This is a genomic window from Azoarcus sp. CIB (assembly GCF_001190925.1).
GTDB lineage: Bacteria > Pseudomonadota > Gammaproteobacteria > Burkholderiales > Rhodocyclaceae > Aromatoleum.
Window position 1 is genome coordinate 2,507,712 of the sequence record NZ_CP011072.1, and the last position, 21,042, is coordinate 2,528,753.

General features: G+C 62.7%; 20 protein-coding genes. 12 read left to right on the top strand and 8 right to left on the bottom strand.

Annotated elements, in window-relative coordinates; translation table 11 throughout:
* The first annotated feature begins 1 nt into the window (after position 1).
* Genes AzCIB_RS11120 through AzCIB_RS11130 form a run of 3 tightly spaced genes read left to right on the top strand, consistent with a single transcriptional unit; the run spans position 2 to position 2,504 of the window.
* Complete coding sequence (locus AzCIB_RS11120; protein WP_050415960.1) at positions 2 to 835, top strand: ABC transporter ATP-binding protein; 834 nt, start codon at positions 2 to 4, stop codon at positions 833 to 835.
* Positions 836 to 840: 5 nt separating this feature from the next.
* Positions 841 to 1,803, top strand: coding sequence for an MlaD family protein (locus AzCIB_RS11125; RefSeq protein WP_050415961.1), 963 nt, complete (start codon positions 841 to 843; stop codon positions 1,801 to 1,803).
* Positions 1,800 to 2,504, top strand: coding sequence for an ABC-type transport auxiliary lipoprotein family protein (locus AzCIB_RS11130; protein ID WP_050415962.1), 705 nt, complete (start codon positions 1,800 to 1,802; stop codon positions 2,502 to 2,504). Before AzCIB_RS11125 ends, AzCIB_RS11130 begins: the two co-directional genes overlap by 4 nt.
* Positions 2,505 to 2,531: 27 nt before the next feature.
* On the opposite strand, the gene phaP is transcribed toward AzCIB_RS11130, so the two are convergent.
* On the bottom strand, positions 2,532 to 3,068 hold the full coding sequence (phaP, locus tag AzCIB_RS11135; protein WP_050415963.1) for a TIGR01841 family phasin: 537 nt from the start codon (positions 3,066 to 3,068) through the stop codon (positions 2,532 to 2,534).
* A gap of 146 nt (positions 3,069 to 3,214) precedes the next feature.
* A complete protein-coding gene (locus AzCIB_RS11140) occupies positions 3,215 to 3,613 on the bottom strand; it encodes a hypothetical protein (protein WP_050415964.1) in 399 nt (132 codons plus the stop codon).
* 470 nt (positions 3,614 to 4,083) lie between these two features.
* Here AzCIB_RS11140 and AzCIB_RS11145 point away from each other — a divergent pair, with 470 nt between their 5' ends.
* The 3 genes from AzCIB_RS11145 to AzCIB_RS11155 all read left to right on the top strand — a co-directional run bounded on the left by AzCIB_RS11145 (position 4,084) and on the right by AzCIB_RS11155 (position 9,846).
* On the top strand, positions 4,084 to 6,156 hold the full coding sequence (locus AzCIB_RS11145) for a PAS domain S-box protein (protein ID WP_083446966.1): 2,073 nt from the start codon (positions 4,084 to 4,086) through the stop codon (positions 6,154 to 6,156).
* A gap of 9 nt (positions 6,157 to 6,165) precedes the next feature.
* A complete protein-coding gene (locus AzCIB_RS11150; protein WP_050415966.1) occupies positions 6,166 to 6,801 on the top strand; it encodes a response regulator in 636 nt (211 codons plus the stop codon).
* Positions 6,802 to 6,879: 78 nt separating this feature from the next.
* Positions 6,880 to 9,846 carry a chemotaxis protein CheB gene (locus AzCIB_RS11155; protein ID WP_198149665.1) on the top strand — a complete coding sequence of 989 codons (2,967 nt, stop codon included), beginning with the start codon at positions 6,880 to 6,882 and terminating at the stop codon, positions 9,844 to 9,846.
* 83 nt (positions 9,847 to 9,929) lie between these two features.
* On the opposite strand, the gene AzCIB_RS11160 is transcribed toward AzCIB_RS11155, so the two are convergent.
* The 4 genes from AzCIB_RS11160 to AzCIB_RS11175 are packed head-to-tail and all read right to left on the bottom strand — an operon-like array spanning position 9,930 to position 12,776.
* Positions 9,930 to 11,201 carry a hypothetical protein gene (locus tag AzCIB_RS11160; RefSeq protein ID WP_157058484.1) on the bottom strand — a complete coding sequence of 424 codons (1,272 nt, stop codon included), beginning with the start codon at positions 11,199 to 11,201 and terminating at the stop codon, positions 9,930 to 9,932.
* Entirely contained in the window at positions 11,198 to 11,971 is a 774-nt protein-coding gene (locus AzCIB_RS11165; protein ID WP_050415969.1) for a hypothetical protein, read from the bottom strand. Before AzCIB_RS11165 ends, AzCIB_RS11160 begins: the two co-directional genes overlap by 4 nt.
* A gap of 11 nt (positions 11,972 to 11,982) precedes the next feature.
* A complete protein-coding gene (locus AzCIB_RS11170) occupies positions 11,983 to 12,492 on the bottom strand; it encodes a hypothetical protein (protein ID WP_050415970.1) in 510 nt (169 codons plus the stop codon).
* Positions 12,489 to 12,776 (bottom strand): DnaJ domain-containing protein, encoded by a 288-nt coding sequence (locus tag AzCIB_RS11175; protein ID WP_232299419.1) that lies wholly within the window; start codon positions 12,774 to 12,776, stop codon positions 12,489 to 12,491. The genes AzCIB_RS11170 and AzCIB_RS11175 overlap by 4 nt, the downstream gene beginning before the upstream one ends.
* 901 nt (positions 12,777 to 13,677) lie before the next feature.
* Between AzCIB_RS11175 and AzCIB_RS11180 the strand changes: the two genes are divergently transcribed.
* The 6 genes from AzCIB_RS11180 to AzCIB_RS24195 all read left to right on the top strand — a co-directional run bounded on the left by AzCIB_RS11180 (position 13,678) and on the right by AzCIB_RS24195 (position 17,811).
* On the top strand, positions 13,678 to 13,902 hold the full coding sequence (locus tag AzCIB_RS11180; RefSeq protein ID WP_050415971.1) for a hypothetical protein: 225 nt from the start codon (positions 13,678 to 13,680) through the stop codon (positions 13,900 to 13,902).
* Positions 13,903 to 13,923: 21 nt separating this feature from the next.
* The gene (locus tag AzCIB_RS23775) at positions 13,924 to 14,079 is read left to right on the top strand and encodes a DUF3096 domain-containing protein (protein ID WP_083446967.1); all 156 of its coding nucleotides are present in this window, start codon (positions 13,924 to 13,926) and stop codon (positions 14,077 to 14,079) included.
* Between the two features lie 405 nt (positions 14,080 to 14,484).
* Positions 14,485 to 15,924 carry a hypothetical protein gene (locus AzCIB_RS11185; protein ID WP_050415972.1) on the top strand — a complete coding sequence of 480 codons (1,440 nt, stop codon included), beginning with the start codon at positions 14,485 to 14,487 and terminating at the stop codon, positions 15,922 to 15,924.
* Between the two features lie 67 nt (positions 15,925 to 15,991).
* Positions 15,992 to 16,378 carry a hypothetical protein gene (locus AzCIB_RS11190; RefSeq protein ID WP_050415973.1) on the top strand — a complete coding sequence of 129 codons (387 nt, stop codon included), beginning with the start codon at positions 15,992 to 15,994 and terminating at the stop codon, positions 16,376 to 16,378.
* A gap of 10 nt (positions 16,379 to 16,388) precedes the next feature.
* Positions 16,389 to 17,078 (top strand): C39 family peptidase, encoded by a 690-nt coding sequence (locus AzCIB_RS11195; RefSeq protein ID WP_050415974.1) that lies wholly within the window; start codon positions 16,389 to 16,391, stop codon positions 17,076 to 17,078.
* A gap of 10 nt (positions 17,079 to 17,088) precedes the next feature.
* Positions 17,089 to 17,811 (top strand): hypothetical protein, encoded by a 723-nt coding sequence (locus AzCIB_RS24195; protein ID WP_157058485.1) that lies wholly within the window; start codon positions 17,089 to 17,091, stop codon positions 17,809 to 17,811.
* Between the two features lie 56 nt (positions 17,812 to 17,867).
* Here AzCIB_RS24195 and AzCIB_RS11205 read toward each other — a convergent pair whose 3' ends face one another.
* Positions 17,868 to 19,223, bottom strand: coding sequence for an acetate kinase (locus tag AzCIB_RS11205; RefSeq protein WP_232299420.1), 1,356 nt, complete (start codon positions 19,221 to 19,223; stop codon positions 17,868 to 17,870).
* Positions 19,224 to 19,246: 23 nt separating this feature from the next.
* Entirely contained in the window at positions 19,247 to 20,578 is a 1,332-nt protein-coding gene (locus AzCIB_RS11210; protein ID WP_050415977.1) for a sigma-54 dependent transcriptional regulator, read from the bottom strand.
* Positions 20,579 to 21,042 lie beyond the last annotated feature (464 nt).

A 21,042-nucleotide genomic window follows, 5' to 3' on the forward strand; every position in this document is an offset into this window, starting at 1 on the left:
CATGCCAAACCCGACGCCTTCCAACGAAGCGGTCATCGAGATCAGCAAGCTGTCGACGAGCTTCGGCGACCACGTCGTGCATTCCGGCATCGACCTCGAAGTGCGCCGCGGCGAGATCTTCGCGGTGATCGGCGGCAGCGGCTCCGGCAAGTCGACCTTGCTGCGCGAGATGATCCTGCTGCATCGGCCCGACACGGGCTCGATCCGGGTCCTCGGCGTCGATCTGCAGGCGCTCGATGGTGGCGATGCGAACGGTGAAACCCTTGCGCTGCGCCAGCGCTGGGGCGTGATGTTCCAGCATGGCGGCCTGTTCGGATCGCTGACGGTGCAGGAAAACGTCGGCTTGCCACTGCGCGAGCACACCGGCCTGGATGACGCCCTGATCGACGAGATCGCGGCCGCGAAGCTCGCCATGACCGGGCTCGAACCAAAGGTCGGCGCGCAATATCCCTCCGAACTCAGCGGCGGCATGATGAAGCGCGCGTCACTCGCCCGCGCGCTGGCGCTCGACCCGGAGTTGCTGTTTCTCGACGAACCGACCGCCGGCCTCGACCCCGAAAGCGCCGGCGAGGTCGACCAGCTCGTGCGCAAGCTGCGCGAGCTGTTCGGCCTGACCATCGTGATGATCACGCACGATCTCGACCTCTTGTGGCAGCTCGCCGATCGCGTCGCCGTACTCGCCGAAGGCACGGTGCAAGGCGTCGGTTCGATGTCCGAGCTCGCGCAGATGGACAACCCCGCCATCCGGAAATTCTTCGACGGCCCGCGCGGGAGAGCGGCGCACGAGCAGGACAGGCAGCAGGCCGACGTGCACACCAGCGGGGAAACCGGATAGCCATCATGGAAAACAAAGTCAATTATGCGGTCGTCGGCGGGTTCGTCCTCGTCCTCGGCGCCGTGCTGGTGGCGGGCATACTGTGGCTCGCCTCGGGCGGCGCGTTCCAGAAGAAATACGACCTCTATCTGGCGATCATGGACGAATCGGTCGCCGGCCTCAATCTGAACGCGCCGGTCAAATACAACGGCGTCGATGTCGGCAAGGTGCGGCAGATTCAGCTCGACCCGACCAACCCGGAACGGGTGAACTTGCTGTTCGCCATCGAGCGTGGCACGCCCATCAAGGAGGACACCGTCGCGGTGCTCAAGACGCAGGGCCTGACGGGCATTGCCTACGTCGAACTCAGCGGTGGCACGCAGGATGCGCCCCTCCTTCGCGCCTCCGCGGGCAGTCCCTACCCGGTGATCCGCACCAAGCCCTCGCTCGCCGCGCGACTGGAGAATGTGCTCACGAGCGTGCTGGCGAAGCTGGACAGCACCTCGACCAGCATCAACGCCATTCTCAGTGACGAAAACCGTGCGGCATTCACCAGTGCGCTCAACGACATCGCCGCCGTCGCGCGCACGATCGCCGCGCGCAAGGAGGAACTCGACGCGGGCATCACCCACGCGGCCCGCACGTTCGAGAACAGTTCGCGTGCCAGCGCGCAGGCCGGTCCGGTGATCGATCGCATCGGGCGCAGCGCCGCGGCGATCGAGAAGATGGGCCACGAGGTCGCCCGGACGAGTGTCAGCGCCGGGAAGACCGTCGACTCGGCCGGGGCCGACCTGAAGCGCCTGGGCGAGGAAACACTGCCTGAACTGGAGCGGCTGCTCGGGGAACTCAGTGTCCTGTCGACTTCGCTGCGGCGCCTCACCGAGCAAACCGAACGCAACCCCGCCGGGCTCCTGTTCGGACGCAGGCCGGTGCCGGACGGGCCGGGAGAGTCGGAAACCGGAAACCCCTCAGGACAACAACGGCCATGATGAATCCATTGCTCGCACGATTTTCCGGGCTATGCGCCACGGGCTTGCTGCTGACGCTCGCCGCCGGTTGCGGCACACTGCGCCAGACGGCGACGCCGCAGCCCGCTTTTTATTCGCTCGACGACGCACGGGTGGAGGCCCGGGCGGCAACGCGTCATCCGGCGACCTTGTCGACCCGAGGCCCCACGCTGATCGTCAATCCACCGCATGCGGTATCGGGTTACGACAGCCAGCGCATCATCTACGTGCGCGAGGCCCACAAACTCGAATATTTTGCGCGCAACGAATGGGTCGATACGCCGGCGCGCATGGTCGCGCCGCTCATCGTCGCTGCGGTGGAAACCAGCGGGGCATTCCGCGCGGTCGTGCTGACGCCGAGTTCCGCGACCGGCGATCTGCGCCTCGACACCGAGATCACCCGCTTGCACCACGATTTCACCAGCCAGCCGAGTCGCGTGCGTTTCACGCTGCGCGCCTATCTCGTCGATAACCGGTCGCGCCGGATTCTGGGGTCACGCGAATTCGATGAAAGCGTTGATGCCGCAAACGAGTCGCCCTACGGCGGCGTCGTTGCGGCCAACCGCGCAGTGCAAACCGTGCTCGGGCAGCTCGCGGAGTTCTGCGCCGACACGGCAGCGAACTGGCACCCACCCGGTGCCGAAGCCCCGAAGCTGACGGAGGAAGGCCTGCCGGGGCGATGACACCGCCCGCGGCAGGCCGAAAAAAAATTACGCGGACTTCCGGGCCGAGCGGGCGCTCGTGCGGGATGCATCGGCGGACGTCTGCAGCGCCTGCGTCGCCACCGTCATGGTGGATTCGGCGACCTCGCGCGAAGTGTTGATGATGTTTTCGCAGGCGGCGCCGGCGTTGCTCAACGTCGACTTCAATATGTCGGCAATCCCCGCCGTCTTGAGGGGCGATCCCTGGAACACGTTATCGACTTGCGCAACCAGCGCCTGCGTGACTTCGGCCGCACGCTGCGCGCTCACGGTGGCGATTTCGGCTTGCGTCTTCACGCAGAGCTCATTCACGTTGCGGAAGTACTCGCTCGCACGCTCGAAACCCTGCATGTACACGCTCATCCGCTCTTGCACGTCGTGCGCCGAGGGAGTGGCGCCGGCTGTGATGAAGGTACGGACGAAGTCACCGTTGAGCGCCAGCATTTGCTGGGTCGCGTTCAGCGAGACGTCGAAGATGGCCTTGAAGACTTCACCGTTGTCGCTGGCAGCCTCGGTAACTTTCTGCAGATAGCTGATCGAGTTCATGTAACAGTTTCCTCTTGAATAAGACGTTCGGATTGCGTGCAGCGAAGCCACCGACTCGAACCTTCGGGTCGGTAGCGGGGTGTTATTCGGGTAGTGAAGCGTCGCCGGTCATCGGCAGGCACCATGGCGCCGCGCGCCCGGACCGTTCAGCACGTGACAGACAGATGTAAATGGGATGCACTCGTCGACACGCCAACGGAACGTGTCCGTACCGGATGGCGACGCGCCTTGCGCTGCATGTTCCGGGCCTGACTCGGCTCCAGGAAAGCGACGGGTTGGATGGCTGTATCCAGGTCACGCAGCCCCAGGGCGCACGCGCTGGTAGCTATGAAGCGCGCGAGGACCGGGTTGTCGAAAGGCCCGAACGCACGCAGGTTGCCGGCGTCGACGGCTTTCCGGCCGTGCTTCGTGCGTATCCTCGGCATCACGAAGTAATAGCCGAGACTCGTACGTTCACAAGCGCCATCCCGGTAGTCACAGGTTGGCGGCGATCCCGAGTCACCTTCTGTCATCTTTCTGATGATCTCGCTGCGCACAGCATGCACGTTTGTCTCCTCCACACGCAGGCATGAGGGGCGGTCGATATTCTTGGCATCGACTCAACCCGGGCGACGGCATCCCTGCCACGTCGCCGATATTCGATCTATCGTTTGTTCAGTTGCGCACGCCAGTCCCGAGGTGGCTTGCTTCAAGCAATCTGTGATAGTGAGGAATTGAATTCATTCTTGAAGTCGCGGTTAACTCAACGCAGCTGTCTACGGCGGACCACGGGAAACGCATTGCAATTCAAGGAATGCATTATTCCATCTCCGCCGCCGGCATTCTGTCAGCCGCCCACCCGATCGACGTCGGAATTCGGCCCATGCGATGTAGGTGTTTTCCTACATGCGTCGCTGCGAAAATGGTGTAGATATCGGCTTCGGGCTGTTCCGCGGGATTTCCTGGAGCGCCCCAGGTCTGCAGGGCGGATGAGGCACCGGGGGGGGGGAGACATGCGGTTTGAAGGGAATGGCATATGAGCGCGTTGCAGGACGACGGAGTGCAATCGGTCCGCCAGGCCGGGACGCAGCCTGACGGCACATCCGCCGCAGAGGCGCCACACCCCATGCCGGACGAACTCCTGCACGAACTCAGGGTTCATCAGGTCGATCTGGAGAGGCAGAACGCGGCATTACGCAACGTCCAGCTTTCGCTCGAGGATGCGCGGGATCGCTACGTCGATCTGTTCGAGTTCGCGCCGGTGGGCTATCTGACCCTGACCCGCCAAGGGACGATCGACGAAATCAATCTGACCGCAACAAAGCTGCTCGGGGCCGAACGCAAGCAGATCCTGGGCCGTCGCTTCGCGCACTTCGTGCAGCCCGAGGACCGTGACCGCTGGCATGTCTATCTTGTTGACGTGGCCAGGCATTCCGACAGCCGGGATTGCGAACTGCGCCTTTTGCGCGGAGAAACAACCCCCTTTCATGGCCGGGTGAACGGCATCGGGGTGACCTCGACCGCTGGCGGGGTCGCGGTGCGCATCACCTTGACGGATATTTCCGAACAGAAGCGCATGGAGGCGCTGAACGAGAGCGAGTTGCGCCTGCGCATGGCCATGCAGGCGATGTCGGGGGGGATCTACGACTGGGATCGGCGCACCGGCTCGCTCTACTGGAGCAGCGATCTCCCGCAGGTCTGCGGCATCGCTTCGGGGGACTTCGGGCCTGACCGTCGCTGGTGGCGGCAGCGCGTGCATCCGGAGGACCTGCGCCGGATCCGGCCGGCGATCGTGAGCGCGCTGAAAACGCGCACGAACCAGTTTCAGGTCGAATACCGCATCCGCCATGAGGATGGTCACTGGGGGTATGTCGCGGATCGTGGCCAGATCGTGCGCGACGCCGCCGGCCGCGTCGTACGGCTGGTGGGCGCCATGACCGATGTCACGGCACGCAAGCATGCCGAGGCCGCCCTGCTGCGCTTGAACGACATGCTGGAGGAGAAGGTTGTCGAGCGCACGGCCGAGGTCGAAGCCCGCTCGCAGGCGCTTGCCGAAGCCGAGCGCTTCGCGCGCGCGACGATCGACTCGCTGTCGTCCAGCCTATGCGTGCTCGACGAGCACGGGCGGATCATCGCCACGAACAGGACGTGGCGCGAACGGACGATTGACGCCGGTGATTGCGAGACTCGGCCCGGCGGATGTCCGGACTGCCTCGCAATCCCTTTCCGAATGCCCTGCTGGTCCTCCGAAACAGCCACCGGTGTACACCATGCGATCCAGGCTCTGCTGGCGGGAAAACGCCAGACCTTTTCGCTCGAATACGAATGCCGCGCACCCGCGACCACGCGCTGGTTCGAAATGCATGTCACGCGTTTTCCCGGCGATGGTCCGGTGCGGCTGGTGGTGACGCACGATGAGATCAGCGAGCGCAAGCGTGCGGCGGAAGACCAGAAAAGGACCGCCGAGCGCATCAAGCAACTGGGCTTGCACCTGGAAACGCTGCGGGAACAGCAGAGCGCGATGATCGCGCGTGAATTGCACGATGAACTCGGCGCAACGCTGACGATGCTCAAACTCGGCCTCGCGATCGCCGCGGAAGAGGTGGCGAGCCCCGAACCGCTGCGCACGAAGCTCGCTGGCCTGCTCGAGCAGGCGGACGCAGCCTTGCGCGTGGTCAAACGCGTTTCCAGCAGCCTGCGCCCGGCGACGCTGGACACGCTGGGCCTCATTGCGACGATCAGGTGGTACGTCACGCAGTTCTCGCGCAACACGGGCATCGCCACGGTGCTTCGCTTACCGGAATACGTGCGTCTGTCGCAGCTCGGCAATACCGCGGTGTTTCGCATCATTCAGGAAGGACTGACCAACGTGGCAAAGCACTCGGGCGCGAGCAAGGTGACGATCAACGTCCGCAAGCATGATGGCGAATTGATCGTGAAACTGGTCGACAACGGCTCGGGTATCGCGGAAAGCGACCTCCAGCGCCCGGACTCCTTCGGCCTCATGGGCATGCGCGAACGTGCCGAGCACCTGGGGGGGACGCTTTCAATAGGACGCCGACCGGATAAGGGGACACAGCTCATGCTGCGGATTCCCCTCGACAGCTAAGGGAAAGCGATGAAACAGGTCAACCTGCTGATTGCAGACGATCATGCGGTCGTTCGCAGCGGCCTGAGGCAGTTTCTTGCCTCCACCGAGGATCTCAAGGTCGCCGCGGAGGCTGCCACGGGCGAGGAGGTGCTCGCGCTCGTGCGCCAAGGGGTGTGCGACGTCGTGTTGCTGGATATCAGCCTGCCGGACCTGGACGGGCTGGAAGTGCTCAAGCGGGTGAAGCGGGAGTGGCCGGATCTGCCGGTCCTGATCTTCAGCATGTACTCCGAAGACGAGTTCGCCGTCCCCGCACTGAATGCCGGTGCGTCGGGATATCTGAACAAGGACAGCCCGCCGGGCCAGATCCTGACCGCGATTCGCGCGGTCGCCACGGGCGCCCGTTACGTGAGTCCCGCCCTGGCGGAGAAGCTCCTTGCCGGCACGGTGAGCCGGGGCAAGCGGCTTCCCCACGAAGCCCTCTCCGCGCGCGAGATGGAGGTGCTGCTGCTCTTGAGCAAGGGCATTCCACTCACGAAGATCGGCGAGACGCTGCATGTGAGCGTCAAGACCGTCAGTACCTACCGCTCCCGCGTGCTCGAAAAGCTCGCGATGCAGTCCAATGCCGAGGTCACCCGTTACGTCATGGAGCACAAGCTCGGTTAATGAGTATGGAATGATGGCTTATCCGGTTGGAGTAAGATTCCGGTTCGGTCATGCCGCGCGGTGCGGATAGGAAACCTGGTGCCAAACAGCAAGGTAGCTGAACCGTCCGATAGCGGGACTCCCGTGATTGCCGCCACGACGGGCGCCCTCCCCGACCTGCGTGCAGATGGATTGCGCCCCGGGGATTTTTCCATCGTCGGCATGGGCGCTTCTGCAGGCGGCCTGGAAGCCTTCGAGCAGTTCTTCCGGCGAATGCCTGCGGACAGTGGCATGGCCTTCGTGCTGGTTCAGCATCTCGATCCGGACCACGCCAGCCTGCTCACGGAAATCCTGCAACGCGCCACCACCATGCCGGTGGTCGAAGCCACGGATCACCTGATCGTGGCCCCCGACCGCGTGCACGTCATACCGCCCAACCGCGACATGGCGATCTTTCACGGTACGCTGCAGCTGAGCGTTCCGGATCAGCCGCGCGGCCTGCGCATGCCCATCGACGCCTTTCTGCGTTCCCTCGCCGAAGACCGCGGCGAGAAGGCGGTCGGCATCATCCTGTCCGGTACGGGCACCGACGGCACCCAGGGGCTGCGTGCCATCCTGGGTGCCGGCGGCATCTCGCTGGTGCAGGATCCTGCCGGCGCCCGATACGACGGTATGCCTGCCAGTGCGATCCGCGCGGGCTACGCGACCGCCGTGCTGGCCGCAGATGCCATGCCGCACGCGCTGCTGGCAGGCATCCGCCGCACTGCCCGGCGTCGGGAAGATCGTCTGGCGCCGGCGGCCGTGGGCGCCATGAGCCGCATCCTGATGCGGTTGCGCACCGCGACCGGCCATGACTTCTCGCACTACAAGAAGAGCACCATCGGCCGCCGCATCGAGCGGCGCATGGCGCAGCACGACATCGAGGACATCGACGTCTATGCCCGCTACGTCAAGGAAAATCCCGCCGAGATACAAACGCTGTTCAAGGAACTGCTGATCAACGTCACCAGCTTCTTTCGCGACGCCGAGGCCTTTGTCACCCTGAAGCGCGAGATCCTGCCGCTCTTGCTGCGTGACAAACCGGAGGCCTATGTGCTGCGCATCTGGGTGGCAGGGTGCGCCACCGGCGAAGAGGCCTATTCGATCGCGATCCTGCTGCGCGAGTTGATGGACGAGCGCGAGCAGGCATTCACGGTTCAAATCTATGCGACGGATCTTGATGAAGATGCCATCAGCGCTGCACGGACGGGCGTGTACCCGCCGAATATCGTCCAGGACGTGCAGCCTGACCGGCTGCACCGCTTTTTTCTCAAGGACGATGCGGGGTATCGCGTAAGGAAGGAAATTCGCGAAATGGTGGTGTTCGCCGTCCAGAACGTCATCAAGGATCCACCCTTCACCCGACTCGACCTGCTGTGTTGTCGCAACCTGATGATCTACCTGGAGCCGGAACTGCAAAACCGCCTCATCCCGGCGTTCCACTACGCGCTCAAACCAGGCGGAATACTGTTTCTCTCGCCCTCGGAAAGCATCGGCAACCACACCGGACTGTTCACGGCGCAAGACCGCAAATGGAAGTTCTATCGTGCGACCCACTCCGTCGCCTCTGCCCGCACGGTGCTGGCCAATGGCTTGTCCCGGGCCGCGGATAGAAGAGGCAAAGCGCCCGAGGAAGTCATGAAAAGAGCCAAGGAAACCAACTTCGACGAACTGACCCGACGCGTGTTGCTTCAATCCTACGCGCCGGCTTCGGTCCTCACGGACCTGAAGGGCAACATCCTCTATGTTCACGGCGACACCGGGAACTTCCTGCGCCCTGCCCCCGGCCAGGCCACGCTCAATGTGGTCGAGATGGCGCGCGAGCCACTGCCGCCTGAACTGCGTGCGGCAATCCTCCACGCCACCAGCCGGGGGGGGGGGGGAGCCACCTTGGGCCGCGAAGTCGCGGTCACCACCAATGGCAAGGTACAGACGGTGAGTTTCAGTCTGCGCCCCGTGCAGGACACGGACACCGGCGAGACCGTGCTGGTGATCAGTTTCGAGGAAATGTCGGGCGCCGCACCCGGCACACGGAAGCGCAGCAAACGCGAGTCGACGTCGCTCACGAACGAGAGGATCGAGGCCCTCGAACGTGAACTGGCCTACACGCGGGAGAGCCTGCAGGCCACCATCGAGGAACAGCAGGCGTCCAACGAGGAGATGCAGTCCACCAATGAGGAACTCCAGTCGAGCAACGAAGAACTGGAGACATCCAGGGAGGAACTGCAGTCGGTCAATGAAGAGCTGGTGACGGTGAATGCAGAGCTGCACGCCAAGATCCAGCAGCTGACGGGCATGCAGAACGACATGAAGAACCTGCTCGACAACGTGAACGTCGGCACGATCTTCCTGGATGAGCAATTGCTCATCCGCCGCTTTACGCGTGAGGCGGCGCGAGTCTATCGCCTGATCGGCTCGGATGTGGGGCGGCCGCTGGGTGACATCAAGTCCGAACTGGAAGGTGACGACCTGCTCGCACGCGCACAGACCGTCCTCGACAGCCTGATCCCCTATGAGTGCGAGCTTCGCACGGATAGGGGCGCCTGGTATCTGGCGCGCATCATGCCCTATCGGACGGTGGACAACGTCATCGAGGGGGTAGTGCTGACCTTCACGGACATCAGCAGGCGCGTCGAAACGGAGGCGGCGGTGCAGACGGCGCGGGATCTGGCCGAAGGCATCGTCGATACGGTGCGCGAACCGCTGCTGGTGCTGGACGGGGATTTGAAAATCGTCTCCGCCAGCCGTTCGTTCTACCGGAACTTCCGCGTCACGCCGAAAGACACCCTGGGCCGCCCGCTCTACGACGTCGGCGACGGCCAGTGGGACATCCCCAAACTACGGGAACTGCTGGAAACGATTTTGCCGCGCGACCGCAGTTTTGAAGATTATGTGGTCGAACACGTGTTCCCCACCATCGGGCGACGCAGGATATCGCTCAATGCCCGCCGCATAGCGGGCAGAAGCGGGGACACGCAGCTGATCCTGCTGGCGATGCAGGACGATGGGCAAGAGCGCGGGCAGTAGCGCTCAAGTGTCCGAATCCTGATCGTGCGCCTGCGAAAAAAGGGAACACTACGCCACCGTGGGTGGCGCAGTCCGACGGACTGCTAGCGCAGTTTGTAAGTCGCCCTGCACGTTTCGTGCAGGTAGGCCAGCACGTCATGCTCATCCGCGTCATTGAGCTGCATGCGGGCATCGGGCCCCAGGTCTTCGGACCAAAGATGCCTGACGTCGGCCTGATACTGAAACGGCACTACCTGCTGGATGAATCGCGACACCGCCGCCTCGTCAAAGCCCGAGCTGCGGAAATTTTCCCAGACGCTGATCGCATCCTTCTTGCGCAGCGCCGGACAGGGCTCCAGGCCGGTCGCGACCATCAACAGGACGGTGCACATCACATCCGGGTGTTCGCCCTTGCCGCCGGTGATTTTCCGCCAGGTGTCTTCGGTCTCTTTGTCGTGGTGCGTCAGCTCGTCGAGACCGCAGGTGTTGAAGAAAAAATATCCCGTCAGCGGCCCGACCTCCTCCTTCGGAACGAAATCCGCGGCGGGGTGCAGCTTGAGCGTCGGCAAGAGCCTGCCGAGGAAGTTCTCACGCGCATCATCCAGGATGCCCCGGATCGGGGCCGGAGCCTCTTCGATCCATTCGTCCAGAGCGGGGAAGTCACGCTTCTTTTTCTTGCAGGCCAATGCATGAAGTTCCATGAACTGGCCGGTGGAAAACAGTTTCGTGGGCTTCTTCTCGACGAAGAGCACCAGCAAGGCGCTGTTGATGACCGCCTCGCAGGACTCGTTCATCTGCAGGTCCTTGCGCGACACGCCCAGCTTGCCGGCCAGCCAGTAGCTCAGTTCGTGCTGCGCCAGGATGCTCTCGCGCCGACGCATTTCCTCCCGATACCGGGCATGCGTCATCGGCTCGTCGAGCGTCCATAAGGACAACATCTGCTTCTCGATCTGACTAACGGCGGCGGGCGGTTCCAGAATCAGGTCTTCCGGTAGCTTCAGCAAGGCACGCAACGCGTCGGCCCCGGCCTTCGACAGGGCAAGGAGCGTTTTCTGGCGCAGCTGGTCGGCGGCCGCCGCAAGCTTTCCGCCGGATGCCGACTCGAGCGCCAGGCTGACCAGGGTCACCAGGCGAGTGCGCGCTGCTTCGAGCTCAGGGCGAAGGTTGGCGGTACCGAAGAAGCCGGCCAGCTGAACGATCCCTTTCGCGCCCTCGCGTCCGATGGCAGCCAGGCGCTCATCGTCGATCACACGCTGGTTCACGGCATAACAGAGCACCTGCTCGAAATACGGGCGGGCATCGACGGTTGCGACAGTGGTATTTCGGGACATCGTGTGTGGCGCGCGAAGCGCAGCGACTTCGCGCTTCCCTATCAAATGGCGGACTCTTCTTCGTCTTCCTGAATCTTCGGCACCCCCGGCTCGCCGGTTTCGACCGGCGGCGGCACATGCGCGGCTTCCATTTCGCGACGCATGCGATCCTGGACTTCGATGATCAGCAGTTCGAAGCTGTCCTGGAATTCGTGGCGAAGCACCCACGCCGTTTCCATCCAGTCGCCGTCAGCCACTTCGGAGCGCGACATGCTCGGACGTGCCAGTTCCATCGAGTCACCGGCTTCGAGCCCTTGCTCCATCTCGTCGAACTGCTCCGCATCGAAGGAGTGCGTCCGTTTGGGCGCCATGGCCTTCTCGAGATCGAAGTCGTCTTCGAAGCGCCCGTGGAAGGCGAAGTTCTGCAGCAGATCGTAGTAGTCGGTGAAGTAGTCCGCCAGCAGACGGATGCCTTCATCGCGTTCGGTCAGGCATTCAAGGATCTCGACGCAGGCGCCTGCCCCCCGGTGCATGACGGCATTCATGGTGTTGCGCAGGCGCGGCACGTACTTCTCGAGCGGCTCGCCATACTTGCGTTCGAGCAGGATCGCGTCGACAAACTGTTCGGGACTGACGACCAGGTTGACCACGGACTCCTTACTGGAGTCGAACTCGCGCATGATGGCCAGCAGATCCTTCGGCTCCATTTCGTCGAGGATGTTCACCAGCGCCTGGTCGCCCTGCGTTTCGGCGATGGCGACCAGTTGCGATTCCGCCTCGGCGATTTCGCCGGCGAGGATCAGGGCTTGGGTCTGGATGACGGCAGGATGGGTCATGGACTTGGTGCTTAACGGTCAGGGGTATCGAAACCTTGTTCGGTCATCCAGCTTTCGCCGGCTTCGCCAAGGTCTTCCGTATCGTCTTCATTTTCTTCATCGGCCTGGGATGCGGCGTCAGGCCTGCGGATGTCTTCGGTCAGCATCCACTCGAGCACGGCCGTGGAGGTCAGGAAAGCATCGCCATCCGCAGCCCCCAGGCACATCTCGATAAGCGGACGCGCCCACGGCTGGATGTCCAGGGTTCTTTCCATCTCCGCCCAGCGCGGAAAACGACCGAGCCCCGGGGTGCTGTTGGCCGCCCGATCGAGAATCTTGCGGTCGTTGAACGCATACGCCCCATGCAGCGCGGGCGCGACCATTTCCGGCGCCTCCTCGATCATGGGCATCAGATCCTCGAAGCACTGACGCTTTTCCTGCAGACGTTTGTTGAGGACGTTCTTGTTTTCCGAATCGGTGCGCAAGTCATCCAGCTCACTATTGTAACGCTCGGAAAGATCTTCAAAATAAAACGACGTCATGTAATCACTTTTTCAATGTACGCATTCCACAGCGAGGTCGCTTCCTGCAGTGGATCGTCGATCAGGTTGCGACGGCGCAGCGCATCGTATTCGCCGCGCTTCGCAACGTCCCCCAGCAATTCGTAAGCCGTCTGGGCTTCCCGAAAACGGGCCGAAGCGTCGGCCGAGGGGTTTCTGTCGGGGTGGTAAAGACGGGCCGCCTTGCGGTAGGCCGATTTGATGTCATCAAGAGATGCGACTGGCGAAACACCTAGAACTTCGTACGGGTCTCTCATTTCAGTCATTATGAATAAACGGGGCTTATCTTCACTAGTATAACAAGGAACTATTAGCCCCTTCGCAAAGAGTCGGCTCGGCCGAGCCGCGTCGCCCATGCCACGAGCATGCCTGCATCCCGATCACGACACGCTGGCGTCCCACCAGGGGAAGTTAGCCGCCCGCGCAAAGCAGGAAGCCTAAACGGACTACGCCACCCGTGGGTGGCGTAGTCCGACGGAACGCCAGGGGGATCTCAACGCGCGGGAGCCGGAGGCGGAACGACGATCACGGTGTCGCCACCGGTCTTGCCGCGCTCACCTTGGGCTCCGGTATCTCCGGTGGAACCGGTTGCGCCAGTGCCCCCGGTTGATCCTTGTGCTCCGGTGTAACCGGTCGATCCGGTATCCCCGGTAGACCCCGTAGATCCGGTAGCCCCCATCTGTCCGGTCATTCCAGTGGCGCCAGGAGCACCTGCGGGGCCGGCGGGCCCCGGAACGGGCGCTGGAGCCGGGGCCGGAGCAGGCGTAACAACCGTCGACTTTTCACACGCGCTCAAGGCTAGCCCCATCACAACCGCTGAAAAAATTATCGCATATTTCATCTGAATTCCTCTTGAGTGTTGGTCTACAACCGCTCTCTTGGGGAGATTCGCGGTCAGCTGGACGTGCGATTTGAAAATACGCGATTTCCGCGCCCCGCTCCGTTCGCTGGCGAACACAACCCCACGTGTGGGCCTCCCGGCACCGCCACGTACGGTTCGGTTCCGGCACAAGGACCGTCCGAATCCGTGAATCGTGGGGTCTGACTCTGGCAACGGTGATGTTGTGTGCGGAACCGTACAGAGCCGCCGCCGTTTTCGGCGTAAATATCATTTGCCGGACGGCAACATTCTCATCAACGGGGCGCAAGTCCAGGGATCGACGCACAATGAAAGCCCTACTCATTACCGGAGTCGCACTCATTGTCATGGGCGCAGCCGTTCTGGGCTACGACCATTACAGCTACACGACGACCGAGAACATTCTCCAGATCGGGCCGATCACGGCGACCGCCGAACGCACGCATACGGTCGCGATACCGCCGCTCGTCGGCTGGTTGCTCATCGGTGGCGGCGCGTGCGTGATCGCTTTCGCCGTACTGTCGAAAAAATGACTGAAAGGGAAAGGTGCCTGTATGACCATCAACCTGGGTCTTGCTCCGCTGGTCGCGCTGATCGCCGGGATTCTCATCCTCGTCGTACCGCGGCTGCTGAACTATATCGTCGCCATTTATCTGATCCTCATCGGACTGATCGGGCTCTTCGGGGGCGGCAACTTCAACCTTCGCTGAAGTCCGCCGCTCCTCAGCGCTCGCGGCCAATTGTCCGCATCAAACCCGGATCCGGCCCAGGCGCCCCTGCTGGCCGTTTTATGGGAAGGTCTGGCGATGGCCGGAGCGCAAAAGTGTTTCGCCGCTGAAACACCTCGATTCTCTCGCACGAATGGTGTCCAACCCATTATGAATCAATGGTTTGATGCCTACCTCCCGGACGGCAACGGGGTTCGGTCGGGGTTTGCCTGTACAGAGTCAGTACAGAGTTACCGTCACACGATCACCCGAAATGCATCATCAAGATTGCCATATCGCTTTTAATCAATAAGTTGCGAACAGGAAACGCATGCGGCACGGGTCTTGCGCATTCGGAGCCACCGGGCTTGGCATGGTGCCGGCTTTGGCTCTCGAAGGGGAATTGCGATGAGGAAGACTCTGATTTCAGCCGCGATCGGGCTGGCCTTTAGTGTCGCCGGACAGGTGTGGGCCAATCCCGTGAATACCGTAAGCGATGTCACGGACACCAATACGCAAACCGCCACAGCAACCGCGACACAGGCGGGCGACACCAGCCCGCAGGCGAATGAGTTCTCGACGGCGACGCAGGACAACTCGACGAGCAGTACCGACAATTCGAACCAAGGCAACAACAGCTCCACCAACAGTGCCGACAGTTCAAACCAGGGTAACGATAATTCGACGAGCAGTACCGACAATTCGAACCAGGGCAACAACAGTTCCACGAACAGCGCCGACAGTTCGAATCAGGGCAACAACAACTCCACGAACAGCGCCGACAGCTCGAACCAGGGCAATAACAGCTCCACCAACAGTGCCGACAGCTCGAATCAAGGCAACGACAATTCGACACACACCAACACCAGCAGCGCCGATGGCGACAACCGCGACAACGACGGCACGGCGGCGGCTGAGGGCCTCGGCAGCACGGCGGCCAACAATGGTTCGAGCTCGACGGCCAATTTCAATAACGCGTTCAACACGACGCACGTAATGGCCCTGTCGACACTGACCGGTACTGTCAGCGGTGTGTCGGTGAGCGGTCTTGGCAACGTCGCGATGAACCATGGCAATGCGAACGGCGGAGCCGGTGCGGCCGGAGGGGCTGGCAGCGGCGGCGACGCGACGGGCGGCGCGGCTGCGGGTACGGGTGGTGCCGGTGGTGCGGCATCCGGCGCGCGGGGTGGCGCAGGCAGCAATGGCGGCGACGGTTCAGTGGGCACTGCGTCGACCGGCGAGGCAAACGGCGCAACCGGCGCAACCGGCGGCAATGCGGGTCCGGCGCGAGCCAATGGTGGTGACGGCAGCGGATCGGTTGGCGATACGACGGCCAGCAACGGTTCGTCCGGCGGGACGGCTACGGTTACGCCGTCCGTTGATCCGGGTACCGCGACGGCAACCGGTGGGGCCGGTACCGCGGGCGACTCGACGGCGGGCGCCAGCAGCAGCACGGCAACGGGCGGGAATGGCGGCACGGCCAGCAATACCGCCGGAGCCGGCGGGAACGGCGGTACGGCGACCAGCGGCAATGCCTCGACCGGTAGCGCGACAGGCGGCAATGGCGGCAGTGGCGGCAACGGCGGCACCAACACCGCAGGTACCGGCGGCGACGGCGGCACGAACACCGGCGGAATGGCGACGGGCGGCACCGGCACGGGTGGCGAGGGCGGCATGGGCGGAGCCGGCGGCACCGCGACGGTCGATGCGGGGACCTTCAACATGTTCAATACCATCAACAGCAGTTTCACCAACGGCGCCGGCATCATCGTCAATGCCCAGAACAGCGGCATCGGTGCACTCGTGCAGCAAAGCGTGAATGTGCAGGCAAACCTGACAGTCAGGTAATTCGCACGTGCAGAGCCGGGGGAACCGAACCTTCCCCCGGTTTCATTGGCAGTCGAGGAGTCAAGCCATGAAACAGGTACTGCACTTGCTCGCCCTGGGCATCGCGCTGGCCCTCATGTACGGCACGATCGTGCCTGCGCGGGCCGATGACTTGGTGATGCTGGGTGATGCGGAGGAGCTCGCGGTGCAGGGGCCGACATCAAGGCTGCTGGCTGCGCCGGTACTTGATGAGGCGGAGCTTTCCGGTCTACGGGGCGGCGCCGATACGCATAGCAGCGAAATACGCGCGATCGGCGCGGTGAGTGAAATTTCGGTTTCGGATGCTGCAACCGGGCACAACCTCATTACCGGCGGTGCGCTTGCCGGTGCGAGCGGGGTGCCGATGTTCATCCAGAACAGCGGAAACGGGGTCCTGATCCAGAACGCGGTGATCCTGAACGTCGAAGTGAATTGACGAGGCGGCGATGAACGTCCGCGCGTGGTTCTCCGTCCTCATGTTGCCCTGCTGCCTGCTCGAGCCCGCCCTCGCAGATTCGTCAAGGATACTGGGCCCCGCGGGGAACAGTTACGCGGTACCGGTGACGAGCCTCAAGGGCGCGCGCTTTGTCTCGACGCTTCGCCAGCAATATGATTTCAGTTGCGGTTCGGCCGCGGTCGCGACCTTGCTGACGCATCATTACGACCTGAAAGTCGACGAAGTCGAGGTCTTCAAATACATGTTCGAACGCGGAGACCAGGCGAAGATTCAGCGCGAGGGCTTTTCCATGCTCGACATGAAGCTCTTTCTCGACGGCAAGGGCTTCCGCGCCGAAGGTGTGCGCGTATCGCTCGACCAACTGGCCGAGGCCGGTGTGCCGGCGATCGCGCTGGTCAAGGAGAACGGATATTCGCATTTTGTCGTCGTGAAGGGCGTGCGGCCGAACGGGGTGGTTATCGGCGACCCTGCCTTGGGCACGCGTGTGCTTCGCCGCCACGACTTCGAGAAGTTCTGGACAAACGGCATCCTGCTCGTGATCAACAACAGGGTCGATCTCGCGCACTTCAATCGCGAGCGGGACTGGCAGGTACGACCGGCAGCGCCACTCGGCAGCGGGGTTCGGGGGGCGAACAGCATGGACGTTCAGATGCTCCGTCCCGGTCCGATGGACCATTGAGAGAACGACCATGATCGCGTTGCGGCCGGGACGAGTTGCCAGACTGATCGCCTGCGCCGCAGTGGCGGCAGGAGTTCCTCGGCTCGCCATGCCGGTTCAGCAGGACGCACTCCAATCCGGGCGCTTCGAACAAGTGGCCGAACAGGTTCCGCAGCCTGCAGCGGCGTTGCAACACCCGGGATTGATCCCGGCACCGCAGGGTGCGGATCGGATCGAGCGCGCATCACCCGGCGCGCGAGCCCCCGATCAGGCCGCATCCGGTGGCCTAGCCGGGATCAATTCCCCGGGTGCAGGAGATTCGCTCCTGTTTCCCAGCGTGACCGTGCTCGATGACGAGGTGATGGATGGCCTGAGGGGGGGATTCGAGACACCCGGCGGCCTGATGCTGTCCTTCGGCATCGAGCGTCTCGTTTATATCAACGGCGAGTTGCTGAGCACGACCAGCCTGAACGTTGCGGATCTCGGCACGCTGGTCGGCGGAAGCGCGGAAGCCGCGAAGGCGCTGACGGTGGGCAGCACTGTCGGCCTGATCCAGAACGGGCCGAACAACACCTTCGATGCGAGCATGATCTCGTCCGGTGCCTTCGCGACGGTGATCCAGAACACCCTGAACGACCAGACGATACTGTCCGTCACGACCATCAACGCCACGGTGAACAGCATGGACATGCTGCAGGCCAACCGTATCGGCGACTCGCTCAGAAGCACGGTTAACAGCGCGCTTTTCAGATAGGCCTGCTCCGGACATTCCGGCAGCCCGCCCGAGGGCAAGCTGCCGAAGGCCTTGCCTCAGAGCTGGAGCGGCATGCGCAGGGTCAACTGGAGGTCGGGCGCGTCCTCGGTGAGCCCTGCGCCGATCGTCAGATTTAGCGTATTGCCCGAATTGAGCCGGTAGGAGTAGCCGAGCAGCAAGGTTCCCAATTGCGCGCGGATCGAAGTCGTCGGCCGCCGCCCGCCTACCCTGACCTTGCCTACGGACAGGTGATCGTAGCCGATGCTGAACGACGATCGGTCGTTCAGCGCGAGGCCCATGCCGAAGTTGAAGCCAACCGCCCCGCCCGGCTCCACTTTCCCCAGATCGAGATCCCCGTCGTTGGTCTTCTGCTTGACGTTGTCGCGCGCAAAGCTGTGCTGATAGCTCACGCCGCCAAAAAACACCACCGGGTCGGACGGCAGGAGCACGGTGAGTCCTGGCTGGACCGTATAGAAGCCGGACCCGGTCGGCATCTCGGTCTGCAGGCCGGTGCCGGTGGTGCCGCGCAGCGTGCGGTCGACCTTGACCTCGAAGGGGTCCTTGCCGGTGCGCGTCTTGAACCGCAGCGAGGCGATGTAGTACGGATCCTCCGCGCCCCCATCGTTGAGCTGATAGCGGCCGGTGAATTCGATGTCTCCAAGGCCGTGGCCATCAACGTCGAACGAGGTATCGGCGGCGGCGCCGGCGCCGACCGGCCGGCTGACGCTGGTATCGGTTCGGTATACATAGGGAATCTTGGCTTCGAGCTCGAAGCGGTTGGTGATGCCGCGGCGCACGGTCAGTGCGCCGATGAAGGTGTCGCTCTTCACCTCGCGCACGTCGATCAGGCCGATCACGATCGCCGGGATAATCGTGTATCCGACCAGCGCGACGCGATTGCTGGATGAGTGGGCGTACTGCAGCGAAGGTTCGACCAACCACTTGCCCGGCGGCGTCAGGACACCGGGTTGCTCGAAGATCGGTGCGACTGCGGGCGGCCTGTTTTCCTTGGGGCGTTCGGGCGCCTGCCCGACCGGTTTCGGCGCCTGCGCCAACTGCTGTGGGGGACGCGGTGCGGAAACCGGATCGGGCGGCGTCGCTGATGGCGCGGCTACCGCGCCCGCCGATACCGTTCCGCGCCCCCTGACCTCGCCGATATCGCGGGTGCGCTGCATGCCGTCGATCAGCATCTGCTGCTGCGCAAGATCACGTTTGAGCGCTTCGATCTGACGGGTCTGCTCATCGATTCTCTCCTTGAGGGCGGCCATCGATGCCTTGAAGCTACCCTCATCGGCATGGGCGGCGGAACCGCAGGTGGCGATCACAAGGCCGGCAAGACTGCATCCCAGCATCCGTCCTTGGCGATGTGCCAGTGCTTTCATGATTCCCCCACATTTCTCGTACTCGACCAAGGCCAGGCTCCGGCCCGCTACGGCTACAGGACAATCTTCAGGCGATCGATCATGCGGTACAGCGTGACGCGCGAAACGCCCAGATGGCGTGCCACTGCCGACACATTGTTCTGGTACCTGCTCAAGCTGCTCTCGATGACTTCCCTTTCCACCGTCGAGCGGACTTCATCCAGTGTCTGACTGGTTGCATCGAGGTCCGACGTGGGAAGACCCAGATCCGCAACACTGATCAGCTTGCTTTCCGACATGACCATCGCGTGCTGCACGCGGTTGATCAGTTCGCGAACGTTCCCCGGCCACGGGTAGCCGCACATCGCGTGGAACGCTTCCGAACTGAAGCCCTTTACCTGGGGACTTTTCTGATGCTGGTTGGCCTTGAAGATGGCGGTTGCCAGCAGCGCAATATCCTGTTCGCGCTCGCGCAGCGGTGGCACGCTGAGATGCAGCACGTTGAGCCGGTAGAAGAGATCCTCGCGGAACTGTCCTTCGGCGACTGCGCGGCTCAGATCCCTGTGGGTCGCCGCGATCACCCGCACGTTCACCCGCACCCGCTCGGTCGAGCCGACCCGCACGATGGTCTTTTCCTGCACAAAGCGCAGCAGGTTCGCCTGCAGATCAAGCGGCAGGTCGCCGATTTCATCAAGGAACAGCACCCCCTCGTTGGCCGCCTCGACGTTGCCGATCTTGCGCTGGTGGGCGCCGGTGAAGGCACCGCGCTCATGCCCGAAAAGCTCGGATTGAATGAGATTGGGCGCGATCGCGCCACAATTCATCGCGATGAACGGCCCGTTGGCGCGCTCCGAGTGATGATGGATGGCACGTGCAACCAGTTCCTTGCCAGTGCCTGACTCGCCGCCGATCAGCACCGGCGCATCCACCGTCACGATCTTGTCGAGCTGGCGGTATAGCTGGAGCATTTTCGGGCTGCGTCCGGTCATCCCGTACCGCCCGATGTCATCATCCTGTTCAACGAAGCTCTTGCAGATCAACGCTTTGCCGTGAGCGTGGCCCAAGGTCATGATCAAACGATCGCGGTCCAGCGGCAAGGTGTGGAAATCATGAAAACTGCGCAATGCCATTGGCGCCAGAGTCTGGTTGTGCAGCAGCTCGCGGCCCAAAATTGCGATCCATTCGATGTCGTGCCTGGCGACCAGGGACTCCAGCGCGCGGGCCGACCACGATTGCGGTGTGGTAAAGGCCACCAGGCCGACCAGCGGGTGACTTCCTGCCAAGACCCTGTTTGCGGCCTCAACGGTCGAAACGACCTCGAAATCCCAATCGGGGAGGTCCAGATCATTCAATCCGGAGCGGACCGTGCCGTTGCTGTCGAGTAATACGCCCTTCCGTTTTTCCATCACCAACCTCGAAGTCCGGGCCGTACCTGCGCATTCCGGGCATCGGAGACCGTGGCGCACGCCCTGCCTCCTGCTCGGGTACGTCCCGCATGCCAGCTCGGGTTCCCGGACTGCAACCACTGATTGGGTTCGCCAAGGAAATGCCTGGCCAACCCATTTGCATCAGTCCGCTTTTCGCCCGAGCATTTTTACGCACGAAGAGGACGCATGAATGATGCCAATCGTCAGGTGTATTCGTATTGATGTGTCTCTGGATGTAACGTTATGCGCCTGGCATACGTACGCACTTTCTGACAATGCATATGTATTTTTCAAACGACATCAACATAGACTGCATTCTCGAAAACTCTTGAGTACCCTTGTCATCGGAGTCACGTTTATCGCTTTCGATGCAACTTGGTGACGGAAAAGTCAGCCATGAAGTACCGGGAGGCGTGTAGGAAATCGCCGCATGTGACGATTAT